General features: G+C 71.6%; 25 protein-coding genes. 20 read left to right on the top strand and 5 right to left on the bottom strand.

The features are described 5' to 3' along the window. The 5 genes from ACYVIP_RS33390 to ACYVIP_RS33370 form a co-directional block, all read left to right on the top strand. A partial coding sequence (locus ACYVIP_RS33390) for a helix-turn-helix transcriptional regulator (RefSeq protein ID WP_460403690.1) occupies positions 1-616 on the top strand: 616 nt, incomplete at its 5' end. Then, complete coding sequence (locus tag ACYVIP_RS33385; protein ID WP_460403688.1) at positions 617-1,369, top strand: putative protein N(5)-glutamine methyltransferase; 753 nt, start codon at positions 617-619, stop codon at positions 1,367-1,369. It begins immediately after the preceding gene. Further along, on the top strand, positions 1,366-2,190 hold the full coding sequence (locus ACYVIP_RS33380; protein WP_460403686.1) for a DUF4262 domain-containing protein: 825 nt from the start codon (positions 1,366-1,368) through the stop codon (positions 2,188-2,190). Before ACYVIP_RS33385 ends, ACYVIP_RS33380 begins: the two co-directional genes overlap by 4 nt. 72 nt (positions 2,191-2,262) lie before the next feature. Then, positions 2,263-3,165, top strand: a complete 903-nt coding sequence (locus ACYVIP_RS33375) for a peptidoglycan-binding domain-containing protein (RefSeq protein WP_460403684.1) — start codon at positions 2,263-2,265, stop codon at positions 3,163-3,165. Continuing rightward, positions 3,165-3,725, top strand: a complete 561-nt coding sequence (locus ACYVIP_RS33370; protein ID WP_460403682.1) for a hypothetical protein — start codon at positions 3,165-3,167, stop codon at positions 3,723-3,725. The genes ACYVIP_RS33375 and ACYVIP_RS33370 overlap by 1 nt, the downstream gene beginning before the upstream one ends. 55 nt (positions 3,726-3,780) lie before the next feature. Here ACYVIP_RS33370 and ACYVIP_RS33365 read toward each other — a convergent pair whose 3' ends face one another. The 3 genes from ACYVIP_RS33365 to ACYVIP_RS33355 are packed head-to-tail and all read right to left on the bottom strand — an operon-like array spanning position 3,781 to position 5,502. Next, positions 3,781-4,488: a papain-like cysteine protease family protein gene (locus ACYVIP_RS33365; RefSeq protein WP_460403680.1), complete on the bottom strand. Its 708-nt coding sequence runs from the start codon at positions 4,486-4,488 to the stop codon at positions 3,781-3,783. Positions 4,489-4,504: 16 nt separating this feature from the next. Further along, complete coding sequence (locus ACYVIP_RS33360) at positions 4,505-4,897, bottom strand: PAAR domain-containing protein (protein ID WP_460403678.1); 393 nt, start codon at positions 4,895-4,897, stop codon at positions 4,505-4,507. After that, complete coding sequence (locus tag ACYVIP_RS33355) at positions 4,894-5,502, bottom strand: Pvc16 family protein (protein WP_460403676.1); 609 nt, start codon at positions 5,500-5,502, stop codon at positions 4,894-4,896. The genes ACYVIP_RS33360 and ACYVIP_RS33355 overlap by 4 nt, the downstream gene beginning before the upstream one ends. A 216-nt stretch (positions 5,503-5,718) precedes the next feature. On the opposite strand from ACYVIP_RS33355, the gene ACYVIP_RS33350 reads away from it, so the two are divergent. The 14 genes from ACYVIP_RS33350 to ACYVIP_RS33285 all read left to right on the top strand — a co-directional run bounded on the left by ACYVIP_RS33350 (position 5,719) and on the right by ACYVIP_RS33285 (position 19,925). Further along, positions 5,719-7,257 (top strand): phage tail sheath family protein, encoded by a 1,539-nt coding sequence (locus tag ACYVIP_RS33350; protein ID WP_460403674.1) that lies wholly within the window; start codon positions 5,719-5,721, stop codon positions 7,255-7,257. 35 nt (positions 7,258-7,292) lie between these two features. After that, positions 7,293-7,751 carry a phage tail protein gene (locus tag ACYVIP_RS33345; protein ID WP_460403672.1) on the top strand — a complete coding sequence of 153 codons (459 nt, stop codon included), beginning with the start codon at positions 7,293-7,295 and terminating at the stop codon, positions 7,749-7,751. Beyond that, entirely contained in the window at positions 7,748-8,140 is a 393-nt protein-coding gene (locus ACYVIP_RS33340) for a phage tail assembly protein (protein ID WP_460403670.1), read from the top strand. The genes ACYVIP_RS33345 and ACYVIP_RS33340 overlap by 4 nt, the downstream gene beginning before the upstream one ends. Further along, on the top strand, positions 8,137-8,295 hold the full coding sequence (locus tag ACYVIP_RS33335; protein WP_460403668.1) for a DUF6760 family protein: 159 nt from the start codon (positions 8,137-8,139) through the stop codon (positions 8,293-8,295). Before ACYVIP_RS33340 ends, ACYVIP_RS33335 begins: the two co-directional genes overlap by 4 nt. Before the next feature lie 14 nt (positions 8,296-8,309). After that, entirely contained in the window at positions 8,310-10,844 is a 2,535-nt protein-coding gene (locus ACYVIP_RS33330; protein WP_460403666.1) for an eCIS core domain-containing protein, read from the top strand. A 9-nt stretch (positions 10,845-10,853) separates the two neighbouring features. Then, on the top strand, positions 10,854-11,312 hold the full coding sequence (locus ACYVIP_RS33325; protein WP_460403664.1) for a phage tail protein: 459 nt from the start codon (positions 10,854-10,856) through the stop codon (positions 11,310-11,312). A gap of 30 nt (positions 11,313-11,342) precedes the next feature. Beyond that, positions 11,343-11,795, top strand: coding sequence for a phage tail protein (locus ACYVIP_RS33320; protein ID WP_460403662.1), 453 nt, complete (start codon positions 11,343-11,345; stop codon positions 11,793-11,795). 30 nt (positions 11,796-11,825) lie between these two features. After that, positions 11,826-12,827: a LysM peptidoglycan-binding domain-containing protein gene (locus tag ACYVIP_RS33315; protein ID WP_460403659.1), complete on the top strand. Its 1,002-nt coding sequence runs from the start codon at positions 11,826-11,828 to the stop codon at positions 12,825-12,827. Beyond that, complete coding sequence (locus ACYVIP_RS33310; RefSeq protein ID WP_460403657.1) at positions 12,824-14,767, top strand: phage baseplate assembly protein V; 1,944 nt, start codon at positions 12,824-12,826, stop codon at positions 14,765-14,767. Before ACYVIP_RS33315 ends, ACYVIP_RS33310 begins: the two co-directional genes overlap by 4 nt. An 11-nt stretch (positions 14,768-14,778) precedes the next feature. After that, complete coding sequence (locus ACYVIP_RS33305; RefSeq protein ID WP_460403655.1) at positions 14,779-15,186, top strand: GPW/gp25 family protein; 408 nt, start codon at positions 14,779-14,781, stop codon at positions 15,184-15,186. After that, positions 15,186-17,138, top strand: a complete 1,953-nt coding sequence (locus tag ACYVIP_RS33300) for a putative baseplate assembly protein (RefSeq protein ID WP_460403653.1) — start codon at positions 15,186-15,188, stop codon at positions 17,136-17,138. Before ACYVIP_RS33305 ends, ACYVIP_RS33300 begins: the two co-directional genes overlap by 1 nt. Then, the gene (locus tag ACYVIP_RS33295) at positions 17,138-17,677 is read left to right on the top strand and encodes a phage tail protein (RefSeq protein ID WP_460403651.1); all 540 of its coding nucleotides are present in this window, start codon (positions 17,138-17,140) and stop codon (positions 17,675-17,677) included. The genes ACYVIP_RS33300 and ACYVIP_RS33295 overlap by 1 nt, the downstream gene beginning before the upstream one ends. 593 nt (positions 17,678-18,270) lie before the next feature. After that, positions 18,271-19,236 (top strand): zinc ribbon domain-containing protein, encoded by a 966-nt coding sequence (locus tag ACYVIP_RS33290; RefSeq protein WP_460403649.1) that lies wholly within the window; start codon positions 18,271-18,273, stop codon positions 19,234-19,236. 17 nt (positions 19,237-19,253) lie between these two features. Then, positions 19,254-19,925 (top strand): alpha/beta fold hydrolase, encoded by a 672-nt coding sequence (locus ACYVIP_RS33285; protein ID WP_460403647.1) that lies wholly within the window; start codon positions 19,254-19,256, stop codon positions 19,923-19,925. Here ACYVIP_RS33285 and ACYVIP_RS33280 read toward each other — a convergent pair whose 3' ends face one another. After that, positions 19,926-22,640 carry a choice-of-anchor D domain-containing protein gene (locus tag ACYVIP_RS33280; RefSeq protein WP_460403645.1) on the bottom strand — a complete coding sequence of 905 codons (2,715 nt, stop codon included), beginning with the start codon at positions 22,638-22,640 and terminating at the stop codon, positions 19,926-19,928. Between the two features lie 179 nt (positions 22,641-22,819). On the opposite strand from ACYVIP_RS33280, the gene ACYVIP_RS33275 reads away from it, so the two are divergent. Further along, complete coding sequence (locus ACYVIP_RS33275) at positions 22,820-24,154, top strand: COG1470 family protein (protein WP_460403643.1); 1,335 nt, start codon at positions 22,820-22,822, stop codon at positions 24,152-24,154. A 38-nt stretch (positions 24,155-24,192) separates the two neighbouring features. Here the strand turns inward: ACYVIP_RS33275 and ACYVIP_RS33270 are convergent, their stop codons facing one another. After that, positions 24,193-24,825, bottom strand: coding sequence for a helix-turn-helix transcriptional regulator (locus ACYVIP_RS33270; RefSeq protein ID WP_460403641.1), 633 nt, complete (start codon positions 24,823-24,825; stop codon positions 24,193-24,195). Between the last annotated feature and the right edge of the window lie 86 nt (positions 24,826-24,911).

Below are 24,911 nucleotides of genomic sequence, written 5' to 3'. Positions count from 1 at the left end.
GGCCGTCGACGAGGCGGCGCGGCTGATCGAGCTGGCGCGCGCCACCGCCGGGCTGCGGCTCGGGCGACCGCGCAACGGGCAGCTCGGCCCGGAGGGGCAGGGCTGGCTGGCCAGGGCGGAGGCCGAGGCGAGCAGGCTGACCGGCGAGAGCGACCCGGCGCGGTGGCGCGCGGCGATCGAGACGTTCGGCTACGGCGCGGTGTACGAGCAGGCCATCTGCCGGTGGCGGCTGGCCGAGGCGCTGCTGCGGGTCGAGGACCGGGACACCGCGGCGGCCGAGCTGCTGGCCGCCGAGGAGGTGGCGGTCCGGCTCGGCGCGGTGCCGCTGCGCGAGGCCATCCGCAAGCTGGCCCGCCGCGCGCGGCTGCCGCTTGGCGCCGGGCCGGGGCCGCGCGAGACGCTCGACCCGTTCACCCCCAGGGAGCGCAGCGTGCTGCGGCTGGTCGCGCTCGGCCAGACCAACCGCCAGGTCGGTGAGGAGCTCTACATCAGCGAGAAGACGGTGAGCGTGCACCTGTCCCGGATCATGGCGAAGCTGGGCGCGGCCAGGCGGACCGAGGCGGTGGCCATGGCCTACGACCAGGGCCTGCTCGACGACGTGCCGCCGGCGCGGTAGATGGACGTGGTGGCCCGGCTACGGGCGGCGGGATGCGTGTTCGCCGAGGAGGAGGCGCGGTTGCTCGACGAGGCCGCGACCAGCCCGGCGGTGTTGGCGGAGCTGGTCGCGCGCCGGGCGGCCGGGGAGCCGTTGGAGTACGTGCTCGGCTGGGCGGAGTTCCACGGGCTGCGGCTGGTCGTCGAGCCCGGCGTGTTCGTGCCGAGGCACCGCACGGAGTTCCTCGCCGACCAGGCGGCCGCGCTGGCCGGGCCGGGTTCGGTGGTCGTCGACCTGTGCTGTGGCTGTGGCGCGGTGGGCGCGGCGGTGGCCGCCGCGGTGGCGGTCGAGCTGTACTCGGCCGACGTGTCGGCGGCGGCGGTGCGGGCCGCGCGGCGCAACGTGCCTCGGGTCTACCTGGGCGACCTGTTCGACCCGCTGCCCGCGCGGCTGCGTGGCCTGGTCGAGGTGCTGGTGGCCAACGTGCCCTACGTGCCGACCGAGGCCATCGACCTGATGCCGCCGGAGGCCCGCGACCACGAGCCGCGTGTCGCGCTGGACGGCGGTGCCGACGGGCTGCACGTGCTGCGCCGGGTGGCCGCCGAGGCGCCGGCCTGGCTCGCGCCGGGCGGTCACCTGCTGGTGGAGACCAGCGAGCGGCAGGCGCCCTCGGCGGTGGCGGTCATGGCGGCTGCCGGCCTGGACGCGCGGGCGGTCAGCGAGGACGGGGAGGAGGCCACGGTGATCATCGGGCGGGCTATGGTCGCCGGGTGACTGTGGCGGACGCCTGCCGTTGTTGGCTGTGCGCCGGCGGTGAGGTGCCGGCCGGCCTCGGCCCCCGTGAGCTCAACATGGTGTGGCACGTCGAGGAGCACGGCTGGAGCGTCGTGGTCGTCGCCGAGGAGCACGAGGTGCCCGGCTGGGCGTACTCGGTCGGCATGTGGCACTCCCTGCGCGTGCCCGAGGTCTGCATGTTCGGCCTGCGCGGGCGGGACATGCACACCTGGATCAACGCCGTCGGGCAGCAGGTGCTGGCCGGGCAGCGGCTGCGCCAGGACGAGGAGCGGCTCGGCGTGCTCGACGGGTACCCGGTGGTGGTCCGGCCGGTGCACCCGAGCTGGCAGGCCGAGGTGCTGGCCCTGGCCGGGGACTTCTACCGGGCGAGCGTGCCGGCCTGGCAGCTCGTCTGGCCCGACCGGCACGGGCTGTTCCCGTGGCAGCCGGGCGCGGGCGAGCGGTGCCGGGCCAACCAGCCGTGGCTGTGGCTGCCGCGCGACGACCACCCGCCCGGCCAGTGGACCAGGCTCGCCGACCTGGCCGACTCGCCGTTCCCGGACACCGAGGGCGACGAACTGGTCGCCGGCTCCACCAGGGTCATCCTCGGCGAGGCGCCGATCGTGGGGATCGTGCACACCACCGCCGGGCGCTGGGAGTTCCACGACCGCCGGGGCACCGATACCGAGACCGGCTGGGTGCATCTGCGCCACCTGGTCACCGACCATCCACACATCCGCGACTTCGCCGACCTGCCGCGCGGGCACGCGGCCTGGCAGGAGCCGGACGGCAACTGGTCCCGCGCGCCGCACGACGGGTGATCGGCCAGGCTGGCCCGATTTTCTGCCCCATCGGCCATCCGAGCCGGCCCCGCCCCGACCTAGCGTTCTTCCATGGCGAATGAACCGGAGCTGGGCGCTGGCGTCAGCGGCGACTGGGTGTCGTACCTCCAGCAGACCCTCAACCACCACTACCAGCAGACGGTCACCGCGGAGAGCGGCACGTTCGACGAGGCACTCGAGTCGGTCGTGCGGCATTTCCAGACCCAGCAAGGATTGCCGGCTACCGGGGTGGTCGACGCCGCCACGTGGGCCGCGCTCACCGGCGAGGCCGCGCACCCCCACCCGACCGAGCAGCCGCACGGGCACGCGGCCGGCGGGCTGCACTCCACCGGCGCGCGGGCCGACCAGATCCCGGCCTCCTTCTTCGAGAACGGTGCGCCCGCGCTGAAGTACAGCTGGCCGGAGATCCCGATCGCGGACGCCGCGGTGGACGTCGGCGCGGCCCTCATCGAGCTGGCGCTCGTCCTCACCGGTGAGTCCACTGTGGCCTTTCCGCACGGGCTGGCCGGTGCCCGTGTTGACCACAATGGACTCAGCGTGTCCGCCGGGCAGGCGCTCGACGGGCTGACCAACCAGCTCTCGGTGAGCAACCTCGGTTCGGACACCCCCGGCCTGTCCGCCGCGGTGGGCACCGAGTTCCTGCAGGTGTCGGCGAGTCCCTTGACCCCCAACCGGATCGAGTTCAGCGGCAGCTGCCACCTCGACTACGAGGTGCCGACCGAGCACGGCAACGCGAAGGTGACCGGTCAGCTCGGCTACAAGCTGACCGTGACTGTCACCCCGCACAGCCTGCCGGCCGCCGAGCCGGAGCCGGTGGCGCACACCGCGCCGAGCTGGGTGGAGCGGCACGCCGATGACCTCGCCGCGGCTGGGGTCATCGTGCTCGTCGCCGTGTTCGCGATCGCGCTGGCGCCCGAGACCGGCGGTGCCAGCCTGGTCCTGCTCGGTGCCTGATGGCGGTGCCGCAGCGCTTCCGGTACGCGTTGCCGTCGATGCCGGTGGCGCGTGCGGCCGTGGACATCGGACACCTCGGCATCCGGATCGACCTCGTGCTCACCGGAAACCTCGACCTCGTCGGCACGGGTGATCTGTCCACTATGGACAATGTGCGGGCGTGTGCGCTGAAAGCGGTGCGCGGCTTGGCGAGTGGGGTGATGGTGCGTGGGCTCGGCTCGGCCAGCCCGGCCATCACCTCGACCGCCGGACACGTGTTCACCCAGCTGCGCCACGACTTCCCGGCGGCGACAACGGTCGCGTTCGCCGGTCGCTGCGAGATCGACTTCGACCGGCGGTGCGACCTGACGCTGGTGAGCGTGCGGGGCACCACCGACTACTCGCTGGCGGTGACCGCGTTGGCCACCTCGGGCAGACCCGTTGCCGCGCAGGCGAACGGGCGCAACTGGTTCGTCCGGCACGACCGGGAGCTGGCGTCCATCGGCATGGTGGTGCTGGTTGCGGTGCCGATCGCACCGGCCGGCCTCGTCGCCGCCGAAGGGCGGAGTCAACTGCCCTGAATGCCCCATTCAGGACGGTGAGCGTCGCCAATGCCTCATTCAGGGCATCGCAGCCCTAGCGGGCGGCCAGTACCTGGATGTCGGCTCCCTGGGTGAGGTGGTAGCCGGCGCAGAAGGCGGCGAAGTCGGCCCACGCGTCGTAGCCGGTGCGCGGGTCGAGGACGTGCACGTGCACCACGTCGCCGTCGGCCCTGATCCCGGCGACCACGAACACGTGGTACTCGTCGCCGGGCACTTGTACCCACAGCGCGCCGTGCGCGCGCAGCACCCCGGCCCAGCTCTCCGCCCTGCTCGCGTGGCAGGCCTGCTCGCGCAACCCGAACCGCTCGGCGGCCAGCGCCCTGGCCTCGGTCGCGGTGCGCCCGCGCTGCGGGGAGGTCGCCAGCACGGTGTCGATGGTCTGCGGGTTGTCGTTGGCCGAGGCCACCATCGCGATGGCCGCGGCCCAGCTGGTCTCCGCGTCGCCGGGCACGAGCGTGACCGCGACGTCGACCGGTTCGCCGATCCCGTCCCCGTCGTCGGCCGCGCCAGCGCCCTCCAGCTCCTTCCAGAGCCGGGCGTCCACCACGGGTTCGGCGGACAGGCCGAGCTGGCCGCGCAGGTGCTTGACCGCGTTTCTCGTGTGGTGACCGAAATCGCCGTCCTGGCTGACGACCTGCATGCCGTAGAACCAGTTCAGCATCTCCTGCAGGTAGGCCACCCACTGCTGGGGGTTTTCCTTCCCCTGTCCCAGGATCGGTGGCTTGGCCGGCTGGTCGGTCACGGCTGCTCCTTCGCTGCTACCCGCCGATGTCCACTGTGCTCACCGCGACGATCGAGCTGGTCGGCGCGGGAGCGGGGTCGTTGCAGGTGTTCACCCGGTCGCCGGCGCGCGCGGCCGGCCTGCTGTTGATCAGCACGGTCGCACTGCCCTTGATGACCGTGCCCTGGTTGGTCGGTGGCTTCTGGAACGGGCCGCCCTGCGGGAGGTGTGGCGGCGCGTTGGTCGCGGTGGACCCCAGGGTGGCCGCCGGCATGCCACCGATGAGCACGTTCGTGCTGCAGCCACCGGTGATCGTGCCGGCGAACGGGTGCGGCAGCGGCGTGGGCACCGGGCCGCCGGGGGAGGGGACCATGATGATGTGCACGTCGGTGCCGACGACCTTGTCGCCCTGCTTGGCGCCGGGACTCACGGGGTGCGCACCCAACGCCTGGGCTCGCTTGGCGCGAGCGGACCGCGCGGCGGGGTGGGGTCCTGCCCGGAGTTCAGGCGGATCCTCTCCGCCGGCGGGGCGAGGTCGGTGTCCGGCTCCGGCACGAACGGCGCGCTGACGACGACCGCGAACGCGGCGCGGGCCGGCATGCCGAGGTTGCTCCACAACGCGCCCGGCTCGGTGTCGGCGACCTGGATGAACACCGGCGCGTCGAGCTCGGCGAGGGTGCTCGGCAGGCAGTCCGGCGGCAGCACGTCGGTGAAGATCATGGTGCGCAACGCGACCCCGAGCAACAGGTGCTCCTCGCTGATCCTCGGCGCCCGCGCGGTGACCAAATAGGACAGTGCGCACCGGCGAACCGGGTCCCGCCTGGCCACGACCGCGCCCCGCTCGTCGCGCCGTTCGTCCCACCCGGACTCCCGGCCGCCGGGGTCGTCGCGCAGCCCGAACAGGAACAGGTCGATCGCGTTGGACGGGCGTTCGGTCTCCCAGGTGGGTTTTGGCGGGTCCAGCCGGATCATCGTGCCCTCCGGCAGCGACCGGCCGAGCAGCACGCACAGCGCCTCGTCAACCTCGGTGATCACCGGTCAAGTGTCGACGGGCGCGCCATCGGCCACACCTTGCCCCGGCCCGTCCTTTGGGGCAGGCGCGAGCGCCCCATGGTCCGCCGGGGCCTGCCCGATGCCCCGCCCGCCGACGACTGCGGCGCCCGGGCGGCAACCAACAGGATCAACCCAGTGCTCCGTCGCGGGCGACCACGCCGGCGGCACGCTCACCACGCAACGAGGGAGACACCCGAGATGGCCAGCAGTTACCTCGCGCCCGGTGTGTACATGGAGGAAGTGTCGTCGGGTTCGCGGCCGATCGAGGCCGTCGGGACCGCGGTCGCCGCCTTCGTGGGCTTCGCCGAGCGCGGCCCCCTGCACGAGCCCGTGCTCGTCACCAACTGGACGCAGTTCCGGCAGAACTTCGGCGACTTCGTCGACGGCTTCTACCTGGCGCACGCGGTGTACGGCTACTTCCAGAACGGTGGCGGTACCGCCTACGTGGTGCGCGTCGGCGGCGGTGCGGGCGCGACCAACGGCGATGCCGGGCAGGCCGCGCTGCCGGCGGCCGAGTTGCCGGGCACCGCGGCGGACGGCCGGACGGCGCTGACCATCTCCGCGCGCGGCAGCGATGTCGGCGATCTCGCGGTGGAGGTCGCGCCGGCCGGCGAGGAGTCCGAGGACACCTTCAAGCTGGTGGTCAAGCAGGGCGGCAAGGCGGTCGAGACGTTCGACAACGTGACCACCAAGCGCGGCCCCAACAACGTGGCCACCGTGGTCCGCCAGCAGTCCAAGCTGATCCTGGTCGAGGAGACCAAGGGCAAGGCGCTCGCGGTGCCAAGGCACGGGGAGATCGCGCTCGGCTCGCCCGGCACCGCGCCGGTGCTGGTCGGCGCGAACGACTACGTCGGCAACTCGTCGGACCGGACGGGATTCGGTGGCCTGGAGGCGATCGACGAGATCACCATGCTGAGCGTGCCGGACCTGATGGCCGCCTACCAGCGGGGCGTGCTCAGCGCCGAGGACGTCAAGGCCGTGCAGCTGGCGATGATCGCGCACTGCGAGCTGATGGCCGACCGGGTGGCCATTTTGGACACTCCGCCCGGACTCAAGGCCCAGGAGGTCAAGGAGTGGCGGCTGGACGTCACCGGCTACGACTCCAAGTACGCCGCGCTGTACTGGCCGTGGATCAAGGTCGCCGACCCGGTGGCCGGCAAGCAGGTCTTCGTCCCGCCGTCGGGCCACCTGGCCGGCATCTGGGCGCGCAACGACGCCAGCCGTGGCGTGCACAAGGCGCCGGCCAACGAGGTCGTGCGCGGCGCGGTCACCCTGGAGCTGAACATCACCAAGGGCGAGCACGACGTGCTGAACCCGATCTCGGTGAACTGCATCAGGTCGTTCCGGGGACAGGGGATCCGGGTGTGGGGCGCGCGGACGCTGTCCAGCGACCCGGAATGGCGGTACCTCAACGTCCGGCGGCTGTTCAACTACGTGGAGAAGTCGATCCTGCAGGGCACCAACTGGGTGGTGTTCGAGCCGAACGACCCGAAGCTGTGGGACTCGGTCAAGCGCACGGTGACGATGTTCCTGCGCCGGGTGTGGCGTGACGGCGCGCTGTTCGGCAAGACCCCGGCCCAGGCGTTCTTCGTCAAGTGCGACGAGGAGAACAACCCGGCGGAGAGCCGGGACGCCGGCATCCTCACCGTCGAGATCGGCATCGCGCCGGTGAAGCCGGCCGAGTTCGTGGTGTTCCGGATCTCGCAGTTCGCCGACGGGGCCGGGCTCGAGGAATAGCCGTCCTGTCCAGACTCAACTAAGGAGTGTCCGCAATGGCCGGACTTGGGCCCAACCAGCCGAACGACGCGATCACCGCGGCACGGTTCTCGATCACCATCGACGGCTACGAGATCGCCGCGTTCTCCGAGCTGCAGGGCATCACCACCGAGGTGGAGCCGGTGGAGCTGCTGGAGTCCACCGACAACGAGGTCATCCTCAAGAAGCTGCCAGGCAAGGCGAAGCCGGCCACGCTGGTGCTCAAGCGCGGCAAGAACTCCAGTATGGAGCTGTGGGCCTGGCACGAGGCCGTGTTGATGGGCGACATCGTGGCCGCGCGCAAGAGCTGCTCGCTGGTCATGTACGACACCGCCGGCAAGCCGGTCGCGCGCTACCACCTTGAGCACGCGTGGCCGTCGAAGCTGGAGATCGGCGCGCTGAAGGCCGGGTCGAGCGAGGTGCTGATGGAGACGGTCACCATCGTGTCCGAGCGCATCCAGCGGGTGTCCGCGTGACCACGGCGGTGGAGCCGGGGCTGCGTACCGAGTACCCGTTCACCCTGCCGCGCGGCTACGTCGACGAGCACGGCCAGGTGCACCGCGACGGCGTCATGCGGTTGGCCACCGCGCGGGACGAGATCACCACCCAGGCCGACCAGCGGGCCAGGCAGAACCCCGCGTACCTGACCGTCCTGTTGCTGGAGCGCACGGTCACCTCGCTCGGCGCGCTGCCCGCGGTGGACACGTTCGTGATCGAGAACCTGTTCGCCTCCGACTTGGCGTTCATGCAGGACCTGTACCGGCGGATCAACGCCGACGGCCATACCGAGGTCGCGGTCAGCTGCCCGCACTGTGGCAACGACTTCGCGGTGGACGTCGCCGGTGATGCGCCGGGGGGATCGTGACGTACGCGGCTGACCGGATGTGGGAGGAAGTCGCGTACGTCGCCTACTACCTGCACTGGGACCTCGGTCCGATCCTGGACCTCGAGCACCCGGTGCGGGAGCGCGTGATCGCCGAGATCGGGAAGATCCACACCGCCTTCGCGGCGACGGACTAGGGGAGGCAGCGCTGATGCGGTGGCCGTTTCGGCGCCGGGGTGGGCAGCCACCCGCACCGGCGTCCACATCGGACGTTCTGCCGGCAAGGCCGGCCGGGCGGCAGTGGGTGTTGTTGCCACCGCTGCCGGTCGTGGTCGGCCGGGCGGCGCCGCTGGTGTCGGCCCCGCCGCCGGTGTCGCCGCCGTTGCTCGGCCATCGCCGGGTGTCCGCACCGGCCGTGGCCGCGACGATCGGCCGGGTCGACGGCCTGGCGACGGTCGTGCCACCGGAATCGTTTGCGCAAACGGTTGCCCAGCACTCGGCGCCCGCCGGACCGCTGGTCCGTCGCCCGGGTGTCCGAAGTGGACCACCAGTCGCCGGGCAGGCGGCGATGGTCGAGGCGACCGGGGCGTTCGTCGGTGCGGCCCGCGAGCCGGCCACGCCCCACCGGGCGCCGGGCTGGCTGCGGTATGTCCCGGAGTGGCTGAACCAGAGCACGTCGGCCGAGGTGGCACCGGCGCCCGCGCCACCGCCGAAGCCCGCCGTGCCGGTGCGTGCGGAGCGCAGGCCGAGCCTGGGGCAGACGAGACGGTTGGGGCTTGGCGCGCCGTTGCGGCACGCGGAGTCGTCGGGCGGGCCGCCGGGCGCGGTCGAGGACGTCGGGGACGAGTCGCCGCCCTCGACGCCACCGGTGACGTCGCCCCCGGCGTCACCGGTGGCGTCGGTTCGTGCGCCGGGCACTTTTCGCGCGGCAGCTGACCGGTCCACTGAGGATGGTGAGCGGCGGGCCGGCGGTCAGGCTCGTTCGCGGGTAGGGCCTCCGGTACGGCCGCGTGCGCGGCCCGTGCCCGGCGACGGGGGTGCTGACCCAGCTGGTGTGGGTACTCGGATCGGGGCGGGCGAAGCGGAGCTGGTGCCTGGTTCGCGGCGCGCGCCAGCCGACAGTGGAGTGCCGACTGGCGATCGCCAGTCGGCTGGGCTGGCTGGCGCACGCGATGGCGGCCACTCGGCTGACCCGATCGGTTCGCCGTCCGCACCTGGTTCCGTGCCGACCGACCTGGGTTCGTCCGGTGGCCGGTCGACGGAGCTGATCGGGGTGCCGCGGCCACCCGCCGGCCGGTCAACCGAGCTGATCGGTTCGCCACGCCCACCTGGCCATGGTGGCGTGCGGGCTGACTCGACGGGCTCATTCGGCGAAGACGGCCGGTCCACCGCGCGGGCTGGTTCGCGTGCGGCCGGTGACAGTTCGCCAACCGAGCCCGCTGGTTCGCGTTCGGCTGGCGCCAGCCCGTCGACCGAGCCGGCTGGTTCGCGTCGGGTCGGTGACAACCCCTCGACCTCGCCAACCGGGCACGCCGGTTCCCGGCTGACAGACACGGTCAGCGCGCGCTCCACCCGGCCCGGCGGCGGCCTGATCACCGTGCCGGCCACCGCCAGCGCCCGCCGCGACCCGGTGCGCCACCCCCGCCAGCCGGCGAAGCCGATCACCGGCCACATACCCCCCGACCTCGCCACCGCCATCCGCGGCCCACAACAGATCGACGTCTCGTCGATCCCGGTCCACCGCGGTCCTGAGGTCTCCGTCGAGGCCCGCGCGCTGGGCGCCCGCGCGTTCACCCGAGGCGGCGAGGTGTACCTGCCAGCCGAGGCCGGTCCACTGGACACCCCCAAAGCGCGCGGCCTACTCGCCCACGAACTCGTCCACGCCGTCCAACAACGCACCCTGGGCGCGACCCTCCCCGCCGAGCACACCCCGGCGGGCCAGGCACTGGAGGCGGCGGCGGTCGCCGCCGAGGCCGCGCACGCCGACCCGACGCCGCTGCGGCACCCGTCACTGACCCAGGTGATCGGCCAGGCGGTCCGCACGGTCGGCGTGCAGCTCGCCCCGGTCGACGCGCCCGCGCCCCCACCGGCGCCGGTCGCCGAACCACCCGCGATGCCAACCGAACTCGACCTGGTCGCCGAGTCGCAGGCCATCCGCACGCTGGAGGAATGGACCGCACCAACCGCCGAGGACCTGCCAGACCAGCTCACCGGCACCGTTCCCTCCCTTGTGGACATACCGGTCGGCCGCTCCGAGCAGGACCAGGCGATGGCCGAGCAGATCCTGCAGGTGATCAACGTGGAGCGCACCCAGGCCGGCGAGCCGACGCTGAACACCTTGGACGCCAACACGATGGAGCTGATCCGGCGCACGATCGCCGAGCAGGCCGAGGACACCGCGGCCCGGTCGGTGATCTTCGCGCAGGCCGTGGCGGCCGGCGGTGCCCAACCCGACACGCCGGCCAGCCGGCCGCAGGTCATCGAGCTGGCGGCGCCCCTGCCGCAGCCGGTCGAGCGGGTCGAGCGGGTCGATTCGGTGGTGCCCCAACCCGTTCCGGTACTCGTGCCGACGCAGGCACCGGCGCCGGTGGTCGCCGCGACCGACCCGAGCGACCAGCCGATCGAGATCGAACGCCTTGACCTCGACCAGCTGACCGCGCGGCTCTACGACCGGCTGCGCAACCGGATCCGGATGGAGCTGTTGATCGACCGCGAGCGGGCCGGCCTGCTCACGGACTTCCGTTAGGAGCACGAGATGGGACTGACCGACCAGTCGAAGATCGGTGTGGCGAACCGGTTCACCGTCACCGCCAACCCGGGCGAGTGGGACCTCGGCAGCTGGGCGAAGGCCGAGGGCCTTGACGTCACCTGGGAGATGCCCGACTACCGCGCGGGCGACGCCGGCAACGCCCGCTGGTTCTTCCCGGCCAACACCAAGTACAGCCCGGTCAAGCTGACCAGGGCGGCCACCAAGGAGCACTCCGGCAACGTGAAGTCGTTCCTGACCGACAACTCGTTCAAGCACTCGATGGACGGCTGGGTGACGATCACGCTGCACGACTCGCACACCGCCGAGGTGCTGTCCTGGACGCTGACCAACGCCAAGCCGAAGAAGTGGAACATCACCTCCTTCGACGCGGGCGCGAGCCAGGTGGCCATCGAGACCCTCGAGTTCGAACACGAGGGTTTCCTCGAGGACCAGACCAGTTATTAGTCCACAACGGACTGTCGGAAGGGGACGGACATGGCGATGAGCGTGAGCGCCATGCTCGGGCTGACCACTCGGTTCCGGGTCACCGTCGACGGCGTCGACCTCGGCGGGTGGGCCAAGTGCTCCGGGCTCGCGGTGGAGTTCAAGAACCAGCGGGTCAAGGAGGGCGGCAACTACGAGACCCAGCCGATCCTCGCCGAGCACCTCGAGTACCCGAACATCACGCTGACCAGGGCGATGAACGCGGCCGACTCCAGCAGGGTGCAGGCCTGGCTGCGCGGCAAGGTCGCCGGCTGGATCAACGCCGACTCCAGCGGTGGCGGCGGCACCGCGGAGATCACCCTGTTCGACGCGAAGGTGCAGCCGGTCACCAGTTGGTCGCTGCGCAACGTCTACCCGGCCAAGTGGGAAGGACCGGAGCTGACCGTGGAGACCTTCGGCATCGCCGTGGAGCGGCTGACGTTCGTCCACGAGGGATTCCTGTGACAGCGCGCGAGATCGAGAGGATCGGCTGAGATGGTGGACTTCTCCGACGAGGCACAACGGGCCGACGCCGCGGCCATGGCGGCGACCGGCCCGTCGGCCGCCGCGGTCGCCGGCACCGCGGGTGCGGTGTCCGACCGGGCACAGGACATCGGCCAGGCCGCGACCAGCATCGGCGACACCGGGACCGCGGTCGTCGCCAGGCACGTCACCCCGGTCACCGACGCGGCGGCCGACACCGTCGGCGCGGCCAGGGACGTGATCGAGTCGGTCGCCGGCGCGGCGATCGGCGTCGCGTCGATGCTCGGCGCGCACATCCCGGCGTCGCTGACCTGTGTCAAGCCGCCGAACATCGGCTTCGTGCCGTTCGACTTCAACCCGGAGAAGATCACCATGTCCCGGACGTCGACCACGTCCGGGATGACCAAACCGCAGCGGCCGGGCCAGACCGGGCTGGCCACCGGCCCCAAGACCTCGGGCACCTCCGGCAGCTACCTGCGCAACGTGAAGGCGTCCAAGATCGCGCTCGCCGAGGTGGTCTTCGAGGGCCCGTTCACCAAGCTGCGCTGCGACACCCTGCTCACCTGGATGAACCCGAGCACCGGGTTGTTCGCCATGGTCGGCGGCATCGGCAACTTCGCCACCGCGCCCGCGCCGCTGACCTTCGTCTGGGGGCCGCCGATGGTCGGGTTCATGTACGACGTGAAGCTGACCAGCTGCCGGGTGGTCTACGAGCGGTTCACCCCGGCCGGCATCCCGATCCGCGCCAAGATCTCGTTGGAGATGGAGGAGGTGCCCTCGATCCTGGGCAGCCTGCCGACCAACCCGACCTCCGGCGGCCTGCCCGGCAGGCGCGCGCACACCGTCGCCGACGGCGAGAGCCTGCAGTCGATCGCGGTGACCAACTACGGCACACCGGCGCTGTGGCGCCGGATCGCGGAGGTGAACCGCATCCAGAACCCGTCGCGGGTCCGGCCCGGCACCGTGATCTACCTGCCCAACGCCGACGAGCTGACCACGAAGGCCCGGTCATGACCGGCGGGCTCGGTGGCGGGAGCTTCGGCTCGATCGTCCACCCGGGAGTGTTCATCGGCTACCCGTTCGGCATGCCGCTCCCGGCCAAGTACGAGGAACTGCTGATCCGCACGGTGGTGGACACCCACCTGCACCTGCCGGACATGGTCGAGCTGACCTTTGTGGACGAGGACGGCACGCTCACCACCGATGCCGGCATCCGGATCGGCACGGTGCTGGAGATCAAGGCAGGCAAGGAGAACGAGACCACCACCACGTCGCTGATCGTCGCCGAGGTCACCTCGATCGAGGCGATCTGCCAGGAGAACGTGATCTTCACCGTGGTCCGCGGCTACGAGCGGGCACACCGCCTGCAGCGCGCCAAGCGCACCAGGACGTTCGTCAACATGACCGACGCGGACATCGCCCGCCAGATCGCGGCCAACGCCGGCCTCCAGCTCGACCGGATCGACCCGACGGCCACCACGCACACCCACGTCGCGCAGGTCGCCCAGACAGACTGGGACTTCCTCACCCAACGGGCCCGTGAGATCGGCTACGAGACCGGGGTCGCCGGCAACAAGTTCTTCTTCCGCAAGGCATCCGGCAGCGCGGCCGGTGGCGGCGGGCTCGCCGGCGCGGCCGCGAGCGCCGCGGCCTCGGCCGTCGGGCTCGGCTCCGGGAAGCTGATGTTCAAGGACAACCTGCTGAGCTTCTTCCCCCGGATCTCCGCGGCCAACATCACCACCGAGGTCGAGGTGCGGATGTGGGACTCGAAGAACGCCAGGGTGGTGACCGCGAAGGCCGACGCGGCCAGTGGCACCGCGACGATCGACGGTCAGGTGCCCAAGCAGCTCGCGAACTCGTTCACCGACGGGTTCCTGCCGCCACTGCCGTCATTGCCGGCCCTGCCGCCGATCCCCGGCCTACCCAAGATCGACTTCGGGTCGGCGCCGAGCGACAACGCGCACCTCGTCGTCGACCGGCCACTGGCCTCCGGGGCGGCCGCGTCACGGGCGGCCGACGAGGTGGCCAAGAGCGTCGCCGAACACATCGGCAGCACGTTCGCCGAGGCGGAGGGCGATGCCATGGGGGACCCGGCGATCCAGGCGGGCGCACAGGTGGAGATCGACGGCGTGCCAAAGCAGTTCGTCGGCAAGTGGACGGTGACCAACGCCCGGCACGTGTTCGACGCGCAGGAGAACGGCTACCACACGAGGTTCTGGGTCTCCGGCAGACAGAACCGCAACCTGCTCGGCCTGACCTCGGGTGGCCAGGAACAGCGGCGGGGGTTCGGCGGGCTCGTGTGCGGGGTGGTCACGAACGTGCAGGACCCGGAGAAGCTGGGGCGGGTCAAGGTCGCGTTGCCGTGGCTCTCGCCGAGCTTCGAGTCCGACTGGGCCAGGGTGGCCCAGATGGGCGCCGGTCCGCGCAGCGGCGCGCTGTTCCTGCCGGAGGTCGGCGACGAGGTGTTGATCGGCTTCGAGTTCGGCGATCCCCGGCGCGGGTACGTCCTGGGTGGACTGATCAACTCGAACTCGAAGTACGGCGCGCTGACCACCGCGGTCAGTGGTTCCGGTGCGGTCAACGAGCGCGGCATCACCAGCCCGGCGGGCAACAAGCTGCAGTTCACCGATGACCTGCCGCCGGGGCCGCCCGGCCTGCCGCCGATCAGGTCGGCGATCTCGTTGGGCACCAAGGACGACAAGCTCGGTCTGGTGATCGACCAGGTCGCCGGCACGGTGACGCTGACCTGTGACCCGAAGCCGCCGGAGAGCAAGACCGCCGCCGGTTCGCTGACCATCCAGTGTGGCGGCCTCGGCGCGATCACGATCAGGGGCGGCACCGGCGGGATCAAGCTCCAGACCGATGGCCGGCTCGAGCTCGAGGGGAAGCTCGGCGTGCGGATCAACAGCAACGCGCTGGTCGAGGTCAAGGGCCAGCTGATCAAGCTCAACTAGGGGACGGGACAATGACACAGGACTTCATCGGTGCCGGCTGGGCGTTCCCGCTCGCGGTGGCGCCCCAGGGTGGGATCGCCCTGGTGCGCCGGGAGGTCGAGCTGGAGCAGGCGATGCGCCTGATCCTGTCGACCTACCCGGGTGAGCGCCCGATGCGGCCCGAGTTCGGCAGCCGGATCCGGGACTTCGTGTTCCGCCCGATCAACGTGGCCACCATCGCCGAACTGTCCAGAGTGGTCAGAGAGGCGCTGATCCGCTGGGAGCCGAGGGTGGACGTCGAGGCCGTGCTGGTCTCCCCGGCGCGGGACGAGCAGGGGATGCTGCTGATCGACATCCAGTACCGGCGCAAGGACACCAACGACCGGCGCAACCTGGTCTTTCCGTTCTACACGATCCCCGAGGACGGGAGTGACTACTGATGGCCCTGCCCGCGCCGAACCTGGACGACCGGCGGTTCCAGGACCTGGTCGACGACGCCAAGCGCATGGTGATGCGGCGCTGTCCGGAGTGGACCGACCACAACGTGTCCGATCCCGGCGTCACGCTGATCGAGACGTTCGCGTTCATGACCGACCAGTTGTTGTTCCGGCTCAACCAGGTTCCCGACCGGTTGTACGTGAAGTTCCTCGAGCTCATCGGGTTGCGGCTGATCGCGGCCACCCCAGCCCAGGCGGGCGTCACGTTCTGGCTGTCGGCGCCGGCGATCGCCTCGGTCGGCATTCCCGCCGGCACCACGGTGGCCACGCTGCGCACCGAGGCCGACGAGTCGATCGTGTTCGCCACCGACGGGGACCTGCGGATCGTGCCGTGCTCGCTGGCGCGGGTGGCCACCCGCGGGGCCGACCAGGACGCGCAGACCGACCGGACCGACGAGCTCAAGCTTGGCCAGCGGTTCCCGGTGTTCTCCGAGGTGCCCGTCGTCGGCGACACGATGCTCGTCGGGCTGTCCGATCCGGCGCCGAACTGCGTGGTGCGCCTGGACTTCGACTGTCAGGTCGAGGGGACCGGCGTGCACCCCGACCACCCGCCGCTGCGCTGGGAGGCCTGGAACGGCAAGGAATGGCGCAGATGTGTGGTGTCCACCGACGGCACCGGCGCGCTGAACGCGGCCGGGGAGGTCCACGTGCACGTGCCGGGCGACCACGAGTCGGCGGTGCTCGGCGGGGAGGCAGCGGGTTGGCTGCGGGCCAGGGTGATCGAGGTGCCGGCGGACTTCCCGACCTACAACGCCTCGCCGATGGTCAGCGCGTTGTCGGCGAGCACGATCGGCGGCACGGTCGGCGCGAGCCACTGCGAGATCATCGAGGAGGAGGTGCTCGGCGTGTCCGAAGGGGTGGCCGGGCAGCAGTTCACGGTGGCCCGCACGCCGGTGGTGCTCGGCACCGGCACCGCGATCCTGGAGACCTCGTCGGACGATGGCTGGCTGGAGTGGTCACCGGTCCAGCACTTCGCCGGCAGCGGGCAGCACGATCGACACTACATTCTGGACGGTGAGTCCGGCATCGTCCACTTCGGACCCGTGATCCGCGAGCCGGACGGCGGGCTTCGCCAGTACGGCGCGGTGCCGGACTACGGCGCCACGGTCCGCCTGCGCCGCTATGCCACCGGTGGCGGGCGGGTCGGCAACGTCGGCAAGGGCGCGATCCAGACGTTGAAGTCGTCGATCCCGTTCGTCAGCCGGGTGGAGAACCTGGAGGCCGCAGGCGGCGGGGTGGACGGGGAGAGCGTCGAGCAGGCGAAGGCACGCGGGCCGATCCTGTTGCGCACCCGCAGCCGTGCGGTCACCGCGGAGGACTACGAGGCGATCACCCAGGAGGCCGCGCCGGACGTGGCCAGAGTCCGGTGCGTGACCGCGGGCGAGGACGACACCGACCCGGGCTCGGTGCGGGTGCTGATCGTCCCGGCGGCGGCGGAGACCGGCGGGCGGATCGACTTCGCCGAGCTGGTGCCGGAGGAGGCGACCCTGCAACGGATCACCGACCGGCTCGACGAGGTGCGGCTGATCGGCACCCGGGTGCTGGTCTCGCCGCCGCGCTACCGCGGGGTGACGGTGGTGGCACGGGTGATCGCCCGGCCGAGGCTGGACGCGGCGCGGGTGCGCGCGGAGGCGTTGGCGGCGTTGTACGGCTACCTGAACCCGATCAGCGGCGGGCGCGACGGGCGCGGGTGGGACTTCGGCCGGCCGGTGCAGGCGGGCGACGTGTACGCGCTGCTGCAACGGGTGCGGGGTGTCGACCTGGTGGAGGACGTGCGGTTGTTCGGCGCGAACCCGGTGACCGGCGAGCGGGGCGAGGAGGCGCAGCGGCTCGACGTCGACGCGCACAGCCTGGTGTTCTCCTACGAGCACCACGTGCGGGTGGAGGATCACTGATGCGTGGGTTGGTGGCAGGTCTTGGCAATGGCACGCCGATCATCGAGCTGTTGCCGGCGGTGTACCAGGAGGATCCGTTCACCGAGCGTTTCGTCGGTGGCTTCGACGACGTGCTCGCGCCCATTCTGGCCACTTTGGACTGTCTGGTCGACTACTTCGACCCGTACCTCGCACCGGCGGACTTCCTTGAGTGGATGGCGAGCTGGGTGGGCATCGAGCTGGAGGAGGGGTGGCCGATCGAGCGCGGGCGGGCGGTGGTCGCGACGGCCGTCGAGATGTACCGGATGCGCGGGACGGTCGGCGGGCTGCGGGCGAACCTGCAGGTGTTGACCGGTGGGCGGGTGGAGATCGCGGACTCCGGTGAGGTCGGCTGGTCGCGGTCGCCGGGGGCGGAGATGCCGGGTGCGGCCTCGCCCCGGCTGGCGGTGCGGATCCGGGTGCACGACCCGTCGAGCGTGCCGATGGACCTGGTCGACCAGGCGGTCGCGGCCGCCAAGCCGGCGCATGTCGTGCACAGAGTGGAGGTGGACCGGCCGTGATCGTCTGCAAGAACTGTGGGTTTCACAACAAGGAGACCGACGCGTTCTGCGGTTCGTGCGGGGCGTTTCTCGAGTGGACGGGGGAGAAGCTGGCGCCGGCACCGGTGCCGGCCGCGGCGCAGGAGGACGAGGAGGAACAGCCGAAGCGCGGCTGGTTCGCGCGGTTACAGTCGGCGTTGTACCTGGATGTCGGCAACCGGGAGCCGACGGAGACCAAGACCGCCGGGCCGGCAGCGCGACCGGGTGCGCCTGGCCGACCGCCCGGCGCGCCGCCACCACCCGGCGCACCGAGACCACCTGGCGCACCGAGACCACCTGGCGCACCGAGACCTCCCGGCGCGCCACCGCCTCCGCCGGGTGCGCCGAAGCCTCCTGGCGCGCCACCGCCGCCGCCCGGTGTGCCGAAACCGCCTGCTGCGCCACCGCCGCCTCCGCCCGCGGCTCCCCAACCTCCCGGCGTGCCAGCACCTCCGCCACCACCGAGTGCCGCGCCCAAGCCACCGCCCCCACCGGGAGCCATCAAACCTCCCGGCGCGCCAGCGCTTCCGCCCCCGCCGGCCGTACCCCAACCTCCCGCAGCCGGCTCCGCGCCCGTGCTGCCACCACCTCCACCGCCCCCCGGGCCACCGGCCAAGCGGCACGCCACCGACGAGGAGGCCGGCGAACTCGTCGCCCCGGTCGTCGGCAAGGCGACCGCGCACACCGACGAGCTCGTTCCCCAGGAGGCGCAACAGAAAACCGTCAACGTCCGGCGGCAACCGCCGTCCCGCAAGCTCGAGCCCGGCGACCTCGTCTGCGGTGAGTGCGGTGAGGGCAACGTGCCGACCAGGAAGTTCTGCAGCCGGTGCGGCACCTCCCTGGCCGAGGCGCAGGTGGCCAGGATCCCGTGGTGGCGCAGGCTGTTCCGCCGCCGCGGCGCCAAGGTGCGCAAGTCCGGCGAGCGCGCGAAACGCCGGGGCCGCGGCGGCAAGTCCAAGGCCGGCCTCGCCGTCAGCGCCGTCTTCCGGGTCGGCCGCCGGGTGGTCTCGGTCGTGCTGCTGCTCGCCGGCATCCTCTACGGCGTCTACGCCCCGTTCCGCGGCTGGGTGAACGACCGGGCGATGTCGGTCAAGGCGGGCGTCGAGGGCCTGTTCTTCCCGACCTACGAACCGGTCCGCGCGGCCGAGCCACCGGTCAGCCCGGTCCAACTGGCACAGTTCCCCGGCACCCTCGCCCTGGACGGGCTGACCAACACCTTCTGGGCCGCCCCGGTCGGCGGGCCACGGGAGCCGGTCCTGCAGATCACCTTCGACCGCGAGGTCGACCTCGCCCGACTGATCGTCCACAACGGACAGCAGGAGAACTTCAAGGACCGCCACCGCGCGCAGCGGCTGCACCTGGTGTTCTCCACCGGAAAGACCACCGACCTGAACCTCCAGGACCGCCCCGACCCGCAGACGCTCGAGGTCGAGAACGGCGAGAACGCCACCAGCGTGGAGATCCACATCCTGTCGACGTTCAAGGCCGTCGCCGGCAACGAGGTCGCGATTACCGAGATCGAGCTGTTCGAGCAGACCTGACCCACTAGGTTGGGCGGATGCCCTCCACTGTCGAGCTGCATCGCCGCACCACCGGAGCCCCTGGCAACGGCCCACCGGTGGTGCTGCTGCACGGGCTCGGCGGCGACGCCACCACCTGGACCGACCTCACCCGCGCACTGCCCGACCGGCACACGATCGCCCTCGACCTGCGTGGTCACGGCCAGAGCCCCCGTTCGGACACCTACACCGTCGACCTGATGGTCGCCGACGTGTTACTCGCCCTGCCCGAGGTGTCCGAGATGGACCTGGTCGGCCATTCACTCGGCGGACTGGTCGCCTCCCTGCTCGCCGGTCGTCACCCCGAGCTGGTCCGCCGCCTGGTCCTCGAGGACCCACCGGTGCCACCGGAGACCGGTCCACCGCTGCCGGACCCGAACCCGCCGGCGGAACCGACCATCCCGCCGCCGTTCGACTGGCGCGCGGTGACCCCGATCCGGGCCGACGGCCGCCGCGCCAACCCCCAGTGGTGGGCCAACATCGGCCGCATCCCGGCGCCGACGCTGTGGATCAGCGGCGGCCCGACCAGCCACCTCGACCCGGCGCGGCACACCCTGGCCGCGGCCAGGATGCCGGCGGCCACGGTCGAGACGATCCCGGTCGGCCACGAGATCCACGCCACGGCCCCGCAACCGTTCGCGGACCTGGTGGTCCCGTTCCTCACCCGCTGATCAGCCGCGCACGACGAACTCCGCCGGCCCGACGGTCGGCGTCACCACCAGCAGCGGTTGCTCCGCGTTGACCTCGGGGAACACGGTCACCTTCGCCACCACCACCCGGTTGCCGGCAGTCGACTTGGGCAGGATCAGCAGCGCCGACCGGAATGTCCCGTCGGCGGCCACGGTCACCGGGTTGGTCTGGACCGCCAGCGGTGCCGTCGCGACGACAAGTTGGTTCGGGGTGAAGCCGGTGCCGATCACGGTCACCACCCGGCCGGGTTGGGTCACCGCCGGCGACAGCTCGATCTCCGGGGTCGGCGCCGAGCCGGTCAACCCGACCAGATGCGGCGCGCCGGCCGCGTCGTCCTCAAAGGACAGCACGGCGGACAGGTCACCACCGGCCGCCGGGACCAGCGAGACGGTCACCGCGCAGGACGCGCCGGGGGCCAGCGGCGCGCCGGCACAGGTGTTGGCGGTCACCGTGTAGTGCGCGCTGGCCGCTGGCGGCTCCACCGTCACCCCACTCACCGTGAGCGTGCCGCCGCCGGTGTTGGTGACCGTGACCGTCCCAGCAGGACCGGTCGAGCGGATCAGCCGGGAGCCGAAGCTCACCGGGTCCGGGGCGGCCGCGAAAGCCGCCGAACCGGGCTGTCCCGGCTGCCCAGGCTCTTCCAGTTCGAGCACGCCGACACCGACCAGGTCGACGGTGAACTCCCGGTCATCGGTCAGCACCAACCGCAACACACCCGCGAAGTCGTTCTCGGCCGGCGGCCGGAACTCGATCTCGACCAGACAGCCGCCCGCCTGCTGCACCACCGCGCCCTCGAGCACGCAGGTCTGGTCCGCCACGGTGAACCCGGCACCCTCGATCGCCAGCTCGGCGACCACCAGCGGGCCGATGCCAACGTGGTCGAGGCGAACCGTGGCGGTCACCGGCGTGTCGACCAGCACCTCACCGAAGTCCAGCAGGCCGGGGTCGGCGCGCAGCTCGGGCCGGAACGTCCGCACGAACACGTCCTGGGCGTCGTTGTTGTCCGGCACGTCGGGCACCAGGTCGGTCGCGGCGGACTCGTAGGCGATCCGGTGACCGTCGGCGGCCAGCGTCGGCGACCGCTCGGTGCCGAACGGGGTGGTGTCGGCGTTGCCGCCGCACGTGCCGTCGGCCGGCATCGGGTCGGCGCAGCGGTCCTCGGTACCCGGTGAGGCGAGCGCGCCGGGCAGCCTTGGCGCGTCGGCGGCCAGCCTTTCCCGGTCCACCACCAGATCCCGCACCACGACCTGACAGCTGGTCCGGTCCGTCCGCGCGTCGGCCACCGGCGGCTCGGCCGCTTTCGGGGTCTCGGTGCCGCCGTCGTCCTGCCGGAACAGGCAGCTGTGACCGTCCACATCGTCCACACCGTCGTGCGCGTCGCGGTTGTCGGTCACGAAGGAGACGAACCGGCCGTCGCCGGACAGTCCCGGTGCGACACCGTTCACCTGGTCGCCAGCGTTGTCCCTGGACACGATCGCGGACTCGGTCACCCGGCCGTCCAGCCCGACGCCCACCGCGTGCACGTCGGGCAGACCGCCGCGGTCCCAACAGGTTCCGTCGCACGGGTCGTAGTCGTACCACTCCGCCTCGAACGCGATCACCGTGCCGTCGCGGGAGATCACCGGCGAGGACAGGAAGATCGCCTCCTCGGTGCCGATCGGGTCGCCAGCCCGGTCGAGGTCCACCCTGGTGATCGCGCTGGTCACGGTGTCCACCCGCAGGATCGCGTCGTGGCGCAGGTCGTTGCGGTGGTGGTCCTGGCGCGGTTTCAGGAAACGCGCGGACAGCACGACGAACCGGCCGTCCCCGGACACGTCCGGGTAGGCCTGGTCCTCCAGCAGCTCGTCGCCGAGCGGGGTGGGCACCCAGCCGGCGGATGTCGGCGGGCCGGGGTCGTGCGCCGGGGTCAGCCGAAGGGTCGCGGTGCGCACCCGCGCGTACCGGTTGTCCTCGACGTCGCGCTGGTCCTGCCACACGATGCGCGAGGCGTCGTCGGACAGCCGTGGCCGGCGCGGGTCGTCGGTGCGGTACTCACGTCCGTGGTCGTAGATCGGCGTGGTGACCCGGAAGTACCGGTAGTCCCGGTCGCCGTCGTCGCGGTCCTCGTCGAACGTGCCGTCCCCGTCCGGATCGCGGTCGCAGACGATGATGTCCTGGTCGTGATCGTCGTCGGCGCGCACGATGTTGGTCGCCGTGGTCACGAACGCCACGAACCGGCCGTCGGCGGAGATCGTCGGCTGGTAGCTGTCCTGGTTCGGCGGCACCTCACCCAGCACCGGCTCCGGCGCCGGTGAGCCGCCGTCGTGCCGTGGTTCGTGCGCGGAGCCGGCGGACTCCGGCCAGGAGAACTGGCCGCGGCTGATCATCACCGTGCGGCCGGCGGACAGGTCACGGACATAGACGTTCTCGTTGGCGTACTGCTCGCCGTCGGGCGAGGTCGCCAGGTCGTCCAGCTGGCTGTCGCTGGTGAACACCACCGCGTTCCCGCCGGCGGCCAGTTCCTGTTGGTAGGCGCCGAGTTCCGCCTCGGCGTTGGTCCCGTCCACCACCGAGGCGCGGATCGTGGCGCCCGGCGCGACCTCGGCGCGTGCGGCCGGCGCCTGGGTGAGCACCGGAACCAGCACGACGGTGGCGAGGGCAGCCATCGCCGCCCCACCGGCGGCGACGGCGCGCAGGCGAACGGATAGCTTGGGCACGACAGACCTCCAGGCGTGTGTCACCGCGCCCCAACCTATGGCGGTCGCGCCGGCGCCGGCCCAGACCGCCGGGTGGCGTAGTGGACGTCCGGACGCGCCCGATGGGGCAGTACCGGCCGCCCCGGCACGCACCCGTTCGCAGCCTGCCGGAAGGTCCCACTGCTCCCAGACTTCCCAGCATGGGAGCCACCACGTCGATGGCGAGCAGGCAGCTGTCCGTAACCCCGGGTGAGTCGATCGAGGCCAACGTCCTGGTGCGGAACAACGGAACGCTCGTCGACCAGTTCAGTTTGGACATTGTCGGGGACACGCGGGAGTGGACCGAGGTCGTCCCGAGGGTGATGAACCTGATGCCGGGGCAGGACGGTCAGGCCACCGTCACCTTCACCCCGCCGAGGGACTCCTCGGTGCTCGCCGGGTCGGTGCCCTTCGGTGTCCGGGTGCTGTCCAGGGAGGAGCCGGGCGGGTCCTCGGTCGAGGAGGGCACGGTCGAGGTCGCGCAGTTCACCAACCTCCAGGTCGAGCTGTCGCCGAAGTCGTCGCAGTGCCGCACCAAGGCCGTGCACGAGGTCGTGGTGGACAACTCCGGCAACCACCCGGTCGGCGTGGAGGTGGTCGCCGCCGACCCGGAGGAGCAGCTCAGGCTCACGCTGAACCACAGCTCGCTGTTGGTGCAGCCGGGCACCTCGGCCTTCCTTCGGTTGCGCGCCAAGCCCTACGACCGGTTCCTGCGGGGCACCGAGCGCCGGCACCCGTTCCAGGTCACCGCGATGTCCAGCGACCTGCCGCCGACCACGGTCAACGGCACCGTGGTGCAGCAGCAGTTGCTGCCGAAGTGGTTGCTGCCGGCCGCGGTGGCGGCGCTCGCGCTCGCCGGGGTGCTCGCCGTGCTCTGGTTCACGATGGTCAAGCCGACCGTGCAGACCGCCGCGCGCGAGGAGGCGCGCAAGGAGGTGGCGCAGGTACAGGGCGAGATGATGAACGCGGCGCGGCAGGCCGAGGAGAAGGCCGACGACGCGCAGCAGTCGGCGAACGCGGCCGAGGTCAAGGCGTCCGAGGCGGCGGCGGCCGCGGCCGATGGCGGTACCGCCGCGCGAGGCGCGACCACCAGTCCCGACGGGGTGAACATCTCGTCCGGCTCGGCGGTGGACTTCCGGATCACCACCGACACCGCGGCCGACCCCGACCCGGCGGCGTTCGAACCGTTCGAGGTGCCAGAAGGCGTGCTCCCGGCGAACAAGACGCTGGTCGTCACCGACATCATCATGCAGAACCCGAGGGGGGACACCGGGACGCTGCGGATCCTGCGTGGGGACGACGTGTTGCTCGAGGCCGGACTGGCGAACTTCCGGGACCTGGACTACCACTTCCTCGAGCCGTGGACGTTCGCGCCGAACGCCCCGCTGACCATCGAGGTGAGCTGTCAGACCCCGGGTGCCCCGGAGCCGGCGGACGGCAACTGCCGGCCGGCGGTGTCCTTCTCCGGCAGGCTGTCCGGTCCGGCACAGGGTTGACGTGCGGGGCGGCTGTCGCCGCCCCGCCTTTTCCGTTGCTAGATAAGACCTTCGCGTAAGGCGTAGGCCACAGCGTGCGACCGGTTGCGTAGCTGGAACCGGTTGGTCACGTCGTGCAGGATGCTCTTGACCGTCCGCTGCGAGTAGCAGAGCTTGTCCGCGATTTCCTTTGTGGACAGTCCGGATGCGACAAGCCGGAGGACCTCGGTCTCCCGGTTGGTGATGCCGGCCAGGTGCAGGCCACGTGGCTCCAACACGTGGCGCTGCAGCCGGGAGACCCGGTTGAGCAGCCTGCCGAGCAGGTCGGGCGGCAGCGCGCCCTCCCCGGCGGAGGCCGCCTTGACGAGCCGGACGAGCACGTCCGGGGTGGTGTCGGCCCGGCGGGCAACGGCGCAGACGCCGCCTTCGACCGCGGTCAGGATCTCGGTGTCCTCCAACTCGCCGGCGATCAGCACGACCCGGGAGAACCCGCGCACCTGGAGGCTGCGCAGCAGTTGGCCCGCCCGCTCGTCGAACCGGTCGGTCACGACCAGCGCGACCGAGTCCGGCGATGCGCCCTCCTCGTCGACGAGCCAGATCTCCTGGCGGGTGCGCAGCGCCATCTGTACGCCGTTCTGCAGGATGGGATCGGTCGCCCGCACGACGACCGGGATTCTGTTCTGCTCCAACATCTACGTTCCCGCTCTCCCTATGCACGCCCCCGACCCGGCGCACTGCACGCCGAAGCCCGTGCGAGAAGAAGGCTGCCCGAACGGGC

The sequence above is a fragment of the Actinophytocola sediminis genome, assembly GCF_054779715.1.
This window is presented reverse-complemented; position numbering and strand designations above follow the sequence as displayed.

Excerpts from the sequence above, each read along its gene's own strand:
- ACYVIP_RS33370 (WP_460403682.1), top strand. The coding sequence starts at position 3,165 with ATGGCGGTGCCGCAGCGCTTCCGGTACGCGTTGCCGTCGATGCCGGTG.
- ACYVIP_RS33345 (WP_460403672.1), top strand. The coding sequence starts at position 7,293 with ATGGCCGGACTTGGGCCCAACCAGCCGAACGACGCGATCACCGCGGCA.
- ACYVIP_RS33275 (WP_460403643.1), top strand. The coding sequence starts at position 22,820 with ATGGGAGCCACCACGTCGATGGCGAGCAGGCAGCTGTCCGTAACCCCG.
- ACYVIP_RS33305 (WP_460403655.1), top strand. The coding sequence starts at position 14,779 with ATGACACAGGACTTCATCGGTGCCGGCTGGGCGTTCCCGCTCGCGGTG.
- ACYVIP_RS33310 (WP_460403657.1), top strand. The coding sequence starts at position 12,824 with ATGACCGGCGGGCTCGGTGGCGGGAGCTTCGGCTCGATCGTCCACCCG.
- ACYVIP_RS33350 (WP_460403674.1), top strand. The coding sequence starts at position 5,719 with ATGGCCAGCAGTTACCTCGCGCCCGGTGTGTACATGGAGGAAGTGTCG.
- ACYVIP_RS33285 (WP_460403647.1), top strand. The coding sequence starts at position 19,254 with ATGCCCTCCACTGTCGAGCTGCATCGCCGCACCACCGGAGCCCCTGGC.
- ACYVIP_RS33270 (WP_460403641.1), bottom strand. The coding sequence starts at position 24,825 with ATGTTGGAGCAGAACAGAATCCCGGTCGTCGTGCGGGCGACCGATCCC.
- ACYVIP_RS33320 (WP_460403662.1), top strand. The coding sequence starts at position 11,343 with ATGGCGATGAGCGTGAGCGCCATGCTCGGGCTGACCACTCGGTTCCGG.
- ACYVIP_RS33330 (WP_460403666.1), top strand. The coding sequence starts at position 8,310 with ATGCGGTGGCCGTTTCGGCGCCGGGGTGGGCAGCCACCCGCACCGGCG.
- ACYVIP_RS33315 (WP_460403659.1), top strand. The coding sequence starts at position 11,826 with ATGGTGGACTTCTCCGACGAGGCACAACGGGCCGACGCCGCGGCCATG.
- ACYVIP_RS33325 (WP_460403664.1), top strand. The coding sequence starts at position 10,854 with ATGGGACTGACCGACCAGTCGAAGATCGGTGTGGCGAACCGGTTCACC.
- ACYVIP_RS33375 (WP_460403684.1), top strand. The coding sequence starts at position 2,263 with ATGGCGAATGAACCGGAGCTGGGCGCTGGCGTCAGCGGCGACTGGGTG.
- ACYVIP_RS33295 (WP_460403651.1), top strand. The coding sequence starts at position 17,138 with ATGCGTGGGTTGGTGGCAGGTCTTGGCAATGGCACGCCGATCATCGAG.
- ACYVIP_RS33300 (WP_460403653.1), top strand. The coding sequence starts at position 15,186 with ATGGCCCTGCCCGCGCCGAACCTGGACGACCGGCGGTTCCAGGACCTG.
- ACYVIP_RS33385 (WP_460403688.1), top strand. The coding sequence starts at position 617 with ATGGACGTGGTGGCCCGGCTACGGGCGGCGGGATGCGTGTTCGCCGAG.